This window comes from Pseudonocardia sp. ICBG601 (assembly GCF_020496245.1).
On record NZ_JAHLJA010000256.1, the window covers coordinates 1 to 9454 of the forward strand.

A 9454-nucleotide genomic window follows, 5' to 3' on the forward strand; every position below is an offset into this window, starting at 1 on the left:
GATGGCGGCCTCGACCAGGAACGGCAGCTGGGTGGTCCAGCGCGTCGCCCCGACCAGGCGCATCACGCCGACCTCCGTGCGCCGCACTGAACGCCGACACCTGGACCGTGTTTGGAGATCAGCAGGATCGCCGCGAGCGCCTGCACGACGGCGATGCGAACGCCACGTTGCGCACCCCGTTCAGGAAGTCGAACAGGGTCCCGACGACGTCGCGTTGGTCGATCACCCCCGCGCACCCCGGGCCTGCCCTCGACGGCGGCCCGGGCGGCCCGCGGCGCCCGCCTGCTGGTCGGTGAGGGTGACCCGCAGGGTGGCGGGCAGCGACTGCGGCCGGGCGACGTCCGGCGACCGACTGTCCGGCGAACAGCTCGCGGAAGCGGGTGTAGGCCTGCTGCTGGGACTCGAACGTGACCCCGCCGACGCCCGGGGCGGCCTCCAGCGCGCTGCGCAGCGACGCGCACGTCGGCCCGCTTGCAGTCGGGATCGGTCTCCGAGACGTCCGGGTTGAGCGCCACCTGGATCTCGAGGCCGGTTCGTGTAGAGCGCGGAGATGTCGTCGATGGTGCGCAGCACGAGCAGGCCCGCACCGACCGACATCAGGGTGACCGCGGTGGTCAGCACCATCGCGACGGTCATCGTGACGTTGCGGCGCAGACCGGAGGAGACCTCACGGGTGAGCAGGGCGGGGCGCATCTACCGGCCCGCCCCGTACACCGCGCGGGCCTCGTCGCGCAGCACGGCGCCGTCGGCCAGCTCGATCACCCTGCGGCGCATCGCGTCCACGATGGACGAGTCGTGGGTGGCCATCAGCACCGTGGTGCCACCGCGGTTGATGCGCTCCAGGACCTGCATGATCTCCCGCCCGGTCTCGGGGTCGAGGTTGCCGGTGGGTTCGTCGGCCAGCAGCAGCGGGGGCCGGTTGACCGACGCCCTGGCGATCGCGACGCGCTGCTGCTCGCCGCCGGACAGCTCGTGCGGCAGCCGCTCGGCCTTGCCCTGCAGCCCCACCATCTCCAGCAGCTCCGGGACCGCGATCCGGATCTCCGACGGCTTGCGCCCCAGCACCTCGAGCGCGAACGCCACGTTGCCGGCGACGGTGCGCTTGGGCAGCAGCCGGAAGTCCTGGAACACGCAGCCGATCCGCTGGCGCAGTCGCGGCACCTTGCGCCGGGGCAGCCCGGCGACGTCGAGGCCGTCGACGAGGATGGATCCCGAGGTGGGGACGTCCTCGCGCAGCAGCAGCCGCAGCAGCGTCGACTTGCCCGACCCGGACGGTCCGATCAGGAACACGAACTCGCCCGCCCCGACCGTCGCGGAGACCCGGTCCAGCGCCGGACGCCCGGACGTCGGGTACCGCTTGGTGACGTCCCGCAGCTCGATCACGGAGCGGGACGGTACCGCCGCCCGGAGTGCACGGGCGGTGACGACACGCCCGTCAGTCCGGTCCGGCGACGACCGGGGCCCGCGACGGGTCGAGCGCACCGGCGAGCCGGTCCAGGACGGGGGCCGCCGCCCGCAGCGTGACGGCGTCGGCGTCGTCGAGGTCGTCGAGGGCAACCCGGATCTGCCGCGACCACGCCGCGACCAGCAGCTCCCGGTGCCGGGCGGCCCGCGCCGTGGGGTGGAGCAGGGCACGACGACCGTCGGCCGGGTCGGCCCGGCGCTCCACGAGGTCACGTTCGACCAGCGACCGGACGGTGGTGCTGACGTTGCTGGCCTGCAGGCCGAGCCCGCGCGCCACCGTCGAGACGGGATGCCCGGGACGCGCGGCGACCCACCGCAGGACCTCGTGCTCGGACCCGGTGATCGAGTCCAGCCCGACCGCGCGCTCACCCGCCGCCCGCAGCACGCGCGACAGGTCGTGCACGGCGTCCACCAGGGCCGCCCAGTCGTCGTCACGCTCCTTGACCTCGGTCACAGACGCGATACTACGCGACAGTTCATATATACCTTCATAGGTAATCGTCGCCGGAGAGGACAGTCATGACCGTGGGTACCGAGCAGGCCGCGCCGAGGACGGTGCGGGGCCGCACCGTCCCGGACGGTGTGTGGATCAGCGTCCTCGCGCTGCTGACGGCCGTGGCGCCGCTGGCCACCGACATGTACCTGCCGGTACTGCCGACGGTGGCGGCCGAGCTGGGGGCGTCGGCGTCGGCGTCGCAGCTGACCCTGACCGCGTTCCTGGTGGGGCTGGCCGTCGGGCAGCTGGTGATCGGCCCGCTCTCGGACAGCTGGGGGCGGCGACGCCTGGTCCTCGCCGGCACCGTGCTGCTGTTCGTCGCGTGCCTGGCGAGCGCGGTCGCGCCGTCGGTCGCGGTGCTCGTCGTCGCCCGGTTCCTGCAGGGCTTCGGCGGGGCGGCCGGCCTGGTGCTGAGCCGGGCGATGATCTCCGACCGCACCACCGGTGCGCGGACCGCGCAGCTGTTCTCGCTGATGATGGCGATCAACGGGATCGCGCCGGTGGTGGCACCGGTGATCGGCAGCTCGCTCGGCGGGGTCGTCGGCTGGCGGGGCATCTTCGTGGTGCTGGCCGGGCTGGCCCTGCTGATGCTGGTGTCGTCGCTGGTCGCGGTGCACGAGACGTTGCCGGTCACGGCCCGCAGCACCGGCGGTGTGCGACGGACCTTCGCCGACGTCGGCGCGCTCCTGCGCCGCCGTCGCTACGTCGGCTACGTGCTGGCCTTCGCCACGGCGTTCTCGATGATGTTCGCCTACATCTCCGGGTCGCCGTTCGTGCTGCAGCAGACCCTCGGCCTCTCGACGACGCAGTACGCCCTCGCCTTCGGGGCGAACGCGGCCGGCCTGGTGTTGGGCAACGTCGTCAGCGGCCGGCTCGCCGCGCGGATCGCCCCGCGGCGCCAGCTCGTGACGGCCGTCGGCGGACTGGTGGTGCTGTGCGCGGCCCTGCTGGTCGTCGTGCTGCTGGGAGCGGCGCGCTGGCCGGTGCTGGTGCTGCTGTTCGCGACGCTGACGACGCTGGGCTTCGTGATGGGCAACAGCGCGGCGCTGGCCACCGGTGAGGTCCGCGACCGCGCCGGGGCCGGCTCGGCACTGCTGGGGGCCACCCAGTTCGGCCTCGGGGCCCTGGTCTCGCCGCTGGTCGGGTCGAGCGCGACGGCGATGGCCGTGACCATGCTGACCGCGGCCTCGCTCTCCGCCGTGTCGCTCGCCGCCCTGACCCGCGGGGCGACCGCGGCCCACTGAGCCCCGCCCGGGCTCGCCCGCGGCACCGCCCGGCCGCGCCGACCCGCCGCACCGCCGACCGTCCCGCCGCGCGTCGGACGCGCGCCGAGATGCAGCTCAGCGGGAGTTGTCGATCTCTGCGGCCCGCTGAGGTGCATCTCGGCGCACCGCACCCGCCCCGGGCCCGGCGCAGACCGCGACGCACACCCCGCGACGCGCGAGGCGCGAGACGAGGCGGGCGAGCGACGGGCCGCGGGGAGCGCCGTCAGGGGGCGGTGATCTCCACCGGCAGCCCGGGGTCGGCGAACGAGACCGTGACCGCGCCCGGGACGGCGGCACCGGCGGTCTGCGTCCCGGTGGCCGGGGCCTGCGGCTCCAGACGCAGCCGGAGCAGCCGTCCGCGGTCGGCGGGGGCAGCGTCGGGGGCGCCGAGCCAGGCGGTGAACCGCGGGGTCGGCGAGACCAGCCCGGCGAGTTCGTCGAGACGGGTCCCGACCGCCGGGTCCGGGGCACCGGCCCGTGCGGCGGCGAGGTCCACGGACCCGGTGTAGGTCGTCGCGGCGACGCCGTCGACGTCGGTGGTCCCCGGCGCGGCGACGACGTCGCGCAGGCCGGGGGCGGCGTGCAGCATCCCGCCGACGGCGCCGACCGGGACGAGCCCCGTGGACAGCGGCTGCCAGCGGTCGCTCCCACCGAAGCGGACCCAGGCACGGTCGTCGAGCACCCTGACCTGGGCGCCACGGGTGCCCAGGGCCACGGTGAGGTCCGCGGCGAACGGGGTGAAGCGGGCGGGACCGGAGGCACGCATCGGGCCGGTGACCGAGTCCAGCTCGACGTCGACCCGCGCCGAGCCGGCGTCGACGAGCGCGGTGCCCGCCGCGGCCACGGCGTCCTGGGCCGACGGTGCGGCGACGGCCGCGGGCGGGGCGCCGTCCGCGGCAGGCTCCTGGGCACCGCCGGTGCACCCGGCGAGCGCGAGCAGGACGAGCGCGCCGCAGGCGGCGGCCGCGCGACGACCCCGGCTCACGAGGCGGATTCGGTCTGCTTGCGCCAGCGGATGCCGGCCTCGATGAACTCGTCGATCTGGCCGTCGAGCACCTGCGAGGGGTTGCCCTCCTCGTGCTCGGTGCGCAGGTCCTTCACCAGCTGGTACGGGTGCAGCACGTAGTTGCGCATCTGGTTGCCCCAGGAGGACCCGGCCTCCTTGAACGAGTCGCGCAGCTCGCGCTCCTCCTGGCGCCGCTTCTCCAGCAGCTTCGCCTGCAGGACGGCCATCGCCGAGGCCTTGTTCTGCAGCTGGGAGCGCTCGTTCTGGCAGGCGACGACGATCCCGGTCGGGATGTGGGTCAGCCGGACCGCGGAGTCGGTGGTGTTGACGCCCTGACCGCCGGGCCCGGAGGCGCGGAACACGTCGACCCGCAGGTCCTTCTCGTCGATCTCGATGTGGTCGGAGGTCTCGACGACCGGGGCCACCTCGACACCGGCGAACGAGGTCTGGCGCCGGCCCTGGTTGTCGAACGGCGAGATCCGCACGAGGCGGTGGGTGCCGGCCTCGACCGACAGCGTCCCGAACGCGTACGGGGCGTGGACGGCGAAGGTGGCCGACTTGATGCCGGCCTCCTCGGCGTAGGACGTCTCGTAGACGTCGGTGCCGTAGCCGTGCCGCTCGGCCCAGCGCAGGTACATGCGCAGCAGCATCTCGGCGAAGTCGGCGGCGTCGACCCCGCCTGCCTCCGAGCGAATGGTCACCAGGGCCTCGCGCTCGTCGTACTCGCCCGAGAGCAGCGTGCGGACCTCCAGCGAGGAGATCTCGCTGCGGAGCTTCGCGAGCTCGGCGTCGGCGTCGGCGACGGCGGACTCGTCGCCCTCGTCCTCGGCGAGCTCGTAGAGCACGGCAGGTCGTCGAGCCGGCGGCGCAGGTCGTCCAGCCGGCGCAGGTCGCCCTGGGCGTAGGCCAGCCGGCTGGTGATCTGCTGGGCGGCGTCGACGTCGTCCCAGAGGTCCGGCCGGCCCGCCTGCTCGGACAGTTCCTCGATCTCCTGGCGCAGCCGGGGCACGTCGGCGACGGCCTCGATGCTGGACAGCGTGGTGTCGAGGTCCTTCAGGTCGGCCTGGACGTCGGAGTTCACAACGGTCGAGGGTACGCGGGGTGCGCCCCGGCTCAGTCCTGGGGGATCGCGTCGATCAGCTTGATCATCGCCCGGGTGTGGGCGACGGCGAAGTCCGCGACCGGGCGGCCGTAGGGGTCGTCGGTCGCGCGGGCGGCGGCACGCGCCACCGCGAGCCGCTCGGCGTAGGCCTCACGGGCGGCCGCGACCAGCTCGGTGCGCTGCTTGACCGTCAGCGTCCCCGCGTGCAGCAGCCGCAGCACCAGCGGGCTGCGGACGGCGTCGGCGTCGCCGCCGGTGGCGAGCCAGTGCTTGAACGACCCCGCTTGCCCGCCGCGGTGATCACGTACTGCTGGCTGGCCCGCGGGCCCTGCTTGCCCAGACGCAGCAGCGCCTCCTCGGTCAACGCGGGCAGCTCGCGGTAGACCTGGCTGCGGGTGACGGAGAAGAACAGCCCGAACCGCTCACCGGCCGCTGCCACCAGCTGCCCGCCGGTCATCGGCCCTCGTGGAGCAGGCCGAGGAGAGCGGCGGCGGTGGGCGTTGACCGGTGTGACGGGGTGCCATCGTCCGACGGTCCCACGTCCGGGCCGGGCGCGCGAGTCCACAGCGCACATCCGCCCTGAGCAGACGGCCGTGCACTGTGGCCCTCGCGCCGACCTCGCGCGGGCCTCCGGCCCGGCCGCGGTGAGCGGGCCGGGCCGGGACGACGCGCGGCCCGAGGACGGGTCAGGCGCCGACGGTCAGGGAGGCGATCCGCTCGCGGGAGACGGCGACGTCGCCGTACTGGCCGGCGAGCCGCTTGGCGCGCTTGTAGAAGAAGTGCGCCTCGTGCTCCCAGTGTAGGCCGATGCCACCGTGGACTGGATCATCGCCGCGGTCGTCTGGAGCGCCACGTCGCTGCTCTTGGCCTTGGCGACGGCGACGGCGAGCTCGGCGTCGTCGAGCCCGGTGTCCACCGCGTGCCGCGGCGTAGAGCGCCGTGTGCTCGGCCATCGTGACCCCGACGTGCAGGTCGGCCAGCGCGTGCTTGAGCGCCTGGAACGACCCGACGGGCACACCGAACTGGGTGCGCTCGCGGTCGTAGGCGACGGTGCGGGTCAGCGCCTCGCGGGCGATGCCCACCAGGTCCGCGGCGACCAGCACGGCCGCCCGGTCGGTGAGCAGCCGCTGCAGCACGACGGTGGTGCCGGGCAGCGCCTCGGCGGTCCCGCCGCTGCACGACGCGAGCCGGGTGGTGCCGTCGTAGCTGCCGACCGGTGACGCCGTGGCGCCGGTGACCAGCGCCAGCCCGGGCAGGCCGTCCTCGGCCGGCGCGACGACGACGTCGGCCAGGGCGCCGTACTCCACCACCGGCAGACCGGACGCGGCGCTGCCCCGGGTGGTGAACGCGCCGACCGCCTCGCCCGCGGCGAGCTTCGGCAGCCAGGCCGCCTTCTGCTCGTCGGAGCCGGCGAGCCGGATCGCGTCGGCGGCCAGCACGGTGCCGCGCCACGGGCCGGGCGCGACGCCCGCCCCGAGCGCGCGGGCGATCACCTGGGCCTCGACCAGGCCGAGACCGAGGCCGTCGTGGTCCTCGTCGACGGTGACCGCGGTCCACCCCTGCTCGCCGGCCGCGCGCCACAGCGACGCCGGGTTGCCGTCGTCGGACGGGTTCTCGACGACCGTGCGCACGGCGGCGAGGTCGAACCGCTGCGCCAGGTAGTCGCGCACCGCGGCGCCGAATTCCTGCTGGTCGGAGGTGAGTGCGAAGAACATCGGTGGCTCCTCCTGCGGATCAGCGGGGCAGGCCGAGCACGCGCTCGGCGGTGACGTTGCGCTGCACCTGGGACGAGCCGCCCCAGATCGTGACCGAGCGCGACCACATGGCCTGGGCGTGCAGCGGACGCAGGTCGGTGCCGTCGGGCAGGGCGTCCAGCGTGGCGTCCTCGCCGAGGATCCGGTCGTAGACCTCCCAGAGGTCCTGGAACGCCTCGGACCACTGCAGCTTGGTCATCGACGCCTCGAAGCCGAGGTCGCGGCCCTGCTCGACCTGGGTGAGCACGTGCATCGAGTGCAGCCTCAGGCACTCCAGCTCGGTCAGGACGCGGGCCAGGTCGTCGCGGATCACCGGGTCGTCGGCACGGCCCAGCTTCCGCGCGACGGCGGCGATCTCGTCGTACTGACGACGGAACTCGGTGTACTGGGAGATGCCGGACGCGCCGCGCTCGAAGGACAGCAGCAGCATCGCGGTGCGCCAGCCGTCGCCGATCTCGCCGAGGCAGTCGGTGACCGGGACGCGGGCGTCGTCGAAGAACACCTCGCCGAACTCGCTGGCCCCGCTCATCTGGCGCAGCGGCCGCGCGGTGACGCCGGGCTGGTTCATGTCGATCAGCAGCATCGAGATGCCGCGGTGCTTCTCCGACCCGGCCTCGGTGCGGACCAGGGTGAAGATCTTGTCGCCGTGCACGGCGTTGGTGGTCCAGACCTTCTGTCCGTTGACGACGAAGTCGTCGCCGTCGCGCACGCCCTTCGTGGACAGCGCGGCGAGGTCGGAGCCGGCGCCGGGCTCGGAGAAGCCCTGGCACCACACGACCTCGTTGCGCAGCAGCGGGCCGATGATCTCCTTCTTCTGCGCGTCGGTGCCGATCGCCATGACCGTCGGCGCGAGGAAGGTCAGGCCGAGCGGGTTGACCGTGCGCGGCGCCTGGGCGCGGACGGTCTCCTCGTCGTAGATGGCCTTCATGCCGGGGGTGCCGCCGCGACCGCCGTACTCGACGGGCCACTGGATGCCGGCGAACCCGGCGTCGGCCTTGTCCCGCTCCCAGTCGCGCCGCAGCCGGAAGCTCTCGGAGTCCTCCAGTGACTCCCAGAACCCGGGGCGGGTCCACTCGTCGGGGATGTGGGCGCGGAGCCAGGAGCGCAGTTCCTCGCGGAACTCCTCCTCGGCGGGGGTGAAGGTCAGGTCCATGGATGCACCCGTTCTGCGTGTGAGGTCGGCACTGTCCCGCCCCGGAGCCTTCCATACCCGCCGGTAACCTGCTTCCCACGGCGTGCCCGTGGCCGGTGGCGGTATGCGCGGAGTACCATTCCGGTATGCGCAGCGAGCGGGTGACGGTCACGCTGCCGGCCGAGCTGGTGGCAGAGGCGAGGGACGCGGTGTCCCGCGGATCGGCGGCGAGCCTGTCCGCCTACGTGGCGGAAGCCGTGCAGGCACGGCAGGACCGGGACCGTTCCCTGGCCACCCTCGCGGACCTCTACGGCGGTCCCCCGCCGGCCGACGAGCTGGATGCCGCGCGCCGTTCGCTGCGCCCGGTTCCGCCCGTGGCCGTCGGCTGAGCCCGCGATGATCGGCGGACGCGTCCTCGATGCCTCGGCTCTGGCGGCCTTCGCGACCGGTCGCCCCGTCTACATGCGCGCCCTGGTCTGGGCCGCGGTGGAGGAGAACATCGTGCTCGCGGTGCCCAGCGCCGCCCTCGGCCGCGCCTGGTCGATGGTCGACGCCGAGCACCACGCCGCGTTGCAGGTCCTGCTGGGCCTGCCGAACACCGTGATCCACGAACTCTCCCCGGAGAGCGCCCAGGAGGCCGGGCTGCTGCTCGCCTCCCAGGGGCTCGACGACATCGTGACCGGCCAGGTCGTCACCGCCGCCCGGCGCCGGGGCTGGCCCGCGGTGACCGGGGACCCGGGGTCGCTGCGCAAGCTCGACCCGATGGTGCCGATCGAGGAGCTGCCCTGAGGGTGCTCAGGCACTCTCCTCGCGCAGCCGGCCCGCAGGCGCGCCAGCTCGTCGTCGGTGAGGCCGTTCTCCCGCAGCCAGCCGACCGGGCCGCCGTGGCGCTCGTCGAGCAGCCGCAGGAACTCGGCCATGACCTCCGCCCGCGGGCGGTGCCGGTCGAGCTCGTCGGCGGGCGGCATGGGCTCCCCGGAGGCGGTCGTCCACTTCTCGAACAGGGCGTCGATCCGGGTCGCGGACAGCGCGTAGTCGGCGGTGATCTCCTCCCGCGGCACCCCGACCGCGGCGCACACCAGCGCGACGAGCACCCCGGTGCGGTCCTTGCCCGCGGCACAGTGGACGACGGTCGTGCCGGAGTCCAGGGCCGCGATCGGCGGACCCCGTCGACGACGTACTCCCCCCGGCCCTCCAGGTAGGCGAGGTAGTGGCCGAGCATCGGGTCGAGCGCC

Annotated in this window: 9 protein-coding genes and 2 pseudogenes; 2 read left to right on the plus strand and 9 right to left on the minus strand. The window is 74.1% G+C overall.

What is annotated here, in order from left to right; genetic code table 11:
* Positions 1–409: 409 nt before the first annotated feature.
* The 3 genes and pseudogenes from KPL57_RS71605 to KPL57_RS64545 form a co-directional block, all read right to left on the minus strand.
* A pseudogene (locus KPL57_RS71605) lies at positions 410–484 on the minus strand (hypothetical protein); the annotation flags it as partial.
* A 209-nt stretch (positions 485–693) separates the two neighbouring features.
* A complete protein-coding gene (ftsE, locus tag KPL57_RS64540; protein ID WP_043280365.1) occupies positions 694–1383 on the minus strand; it encodes a cell division ATP-binding protein FtsE in 690 nt (229 codons plus the stop codon).
* A 52-nt stretch (positions 1384–1435) separates the two neighbouring features.
* Positions 1436–1918: a MarR family winged helix-turn-helix transcriptional regulator gene (locus KPL57_RS64545; RefSeq protein ID WP_226359383.1), complete on the minus strand. Its 483-nt coding sequence runs from the start codon at positions 1916–1918 to the stop codon at positions 1436–1438.
* A gap of 65 nt (positions 1919–1983) precedes the next feature.
* On the opposite strand from KPL57_RS64545, the gene KPL57_RS64550 reads away from it, so the two are divergent.
* A complete protein-coding gene (locus KPL57_RS64550; RefSeq protein ID WP_226359384.1) occupies positions 1984–3204 on the plus strand; it encodes a multidrug effflux MFS transporter in 1221 nt (406 codons plus the stop codon).
* A 244-nt stretch (positions 3205–3448) separates the two neighbouring features.
* On the opposite strand, the gene KPL57_RS64555 is transcribed toward KPL57_RS64550, so the two are convergent.
* From KPL57_RS64555 to KPL57_RS64575, 5 genes and pseudogenes are all read right to left on the minus strand, one after another.
* Complete coding sequence (locus KPL57_RS64555; RefSeq protein ID WP_226359385.1) at positions 3449–4210, minus strand: hypothetical protein; 762 nt, start codon at positions 4208–4210, stop codon at positions 3449–3451.
* Positions 4207–5312 (minus strand): peptide chain release factor 2 gene (prfB, locus tag KPL57_RS64560; protein ID WP_226359386.1). Its coding sequence is split into 2 segments (ribosomal slippage): positions 4207–5078 and positions 5078–5312, totalling 1107 coding nucleotides; the frame shifts between segments, so codons are not numbered across the junction. The genes KPL57_RS64555 and prfB overlap by 4 nt, the downstream gene beginning before the upstream one ends.
* A gap of 32 nt (positions 5313–5344) precedes the next feature.
* Positions 5345–5873, minus strand: a pseudogene (locus KPL57_RS64565) (PadR family transcriptional regulator).
* 146 nt (positions 5874–6019) lie between these two features.
* Positions 6020–7048 (minus strand): acyl-CoA dehydrogenase family protein, encoded by a 1029-nt coding sequence (locus KPL57_RS64570; RefSeq protein WP_226359387.1) that lies wholly within the window; start codon positions 7046–7048, stop codon positions 6020–6022.
* Between the two features lie 19 nt (positions 7049–7067).
* A complete protein-coding gene (locus KPL57_RS64575; protein ID WP_020621781.1) occupies positions 7068–8240 on the minus strand; it encodes an acyl-CoA dehydrogenase family protein in 1173 nt (390 codons plus the stop codon).
* A 125-nt stretch (positions 8241–8365) separates the two neighbouring features.
* Between KPL57_RS64575 and KPL57_RS64580 the strand changes: the two genes are divergently transcribed.
* Complete coding sequence (locus KPL57_RS64580) at positions 8366–8608, plus strand: hypothetical protein (protein ID WP_020621780.1); 243 nt, start codon at positions 8366–8368, stop codon at positions 8606–8608.
* A gap of 69 nt (positions 8609–8677) precedes the next feature.
* Here the strand turns inward: KPL57_RS64580 and KPL57_RS64585 are convergent.
* A partial coding sequence (locus tag KPL57_RS64585; RefSeq protein ID WP_226359388.1) for a tyrosine-protein phosphatase occupies positions 8678–9454 on the minus strand: 777 nt, incomplete at its 5' end.

Bases quoted from the DNA above. Each gene is read 5' to 3' on its own strand.
- KPL57_RS64570 (WP_226359387.1), bottom strand. From the start codon at position 7,048: ATGTTCTTCGCACTCACCTCCGACCAGCAGGAATTCGGCGCCGCGGTG.
- KPL57_RS64550 (WP_226359384.1), top strand. From the start codon at position 1,984: ATGACCGTGGGTACCGAGCAGGCCGCGCCGAGGACGGTGCGGGGCCGC.
- KPL57_RS64580 (WP_020621780.1), top strand. From the start codon at position 8,366: ATGCGCAGCGAGCGGGTGACGGTCACGCTGCCGGCCGAGCTGGTGGCA.
- KPL57_RS64575 (WP_020621781.1), bottom strand. From the start codon at position 8,240: ATGGACCTGACCTTCACCCCCGCCGAGGAGGAGTTCCGCGAGGAACTG.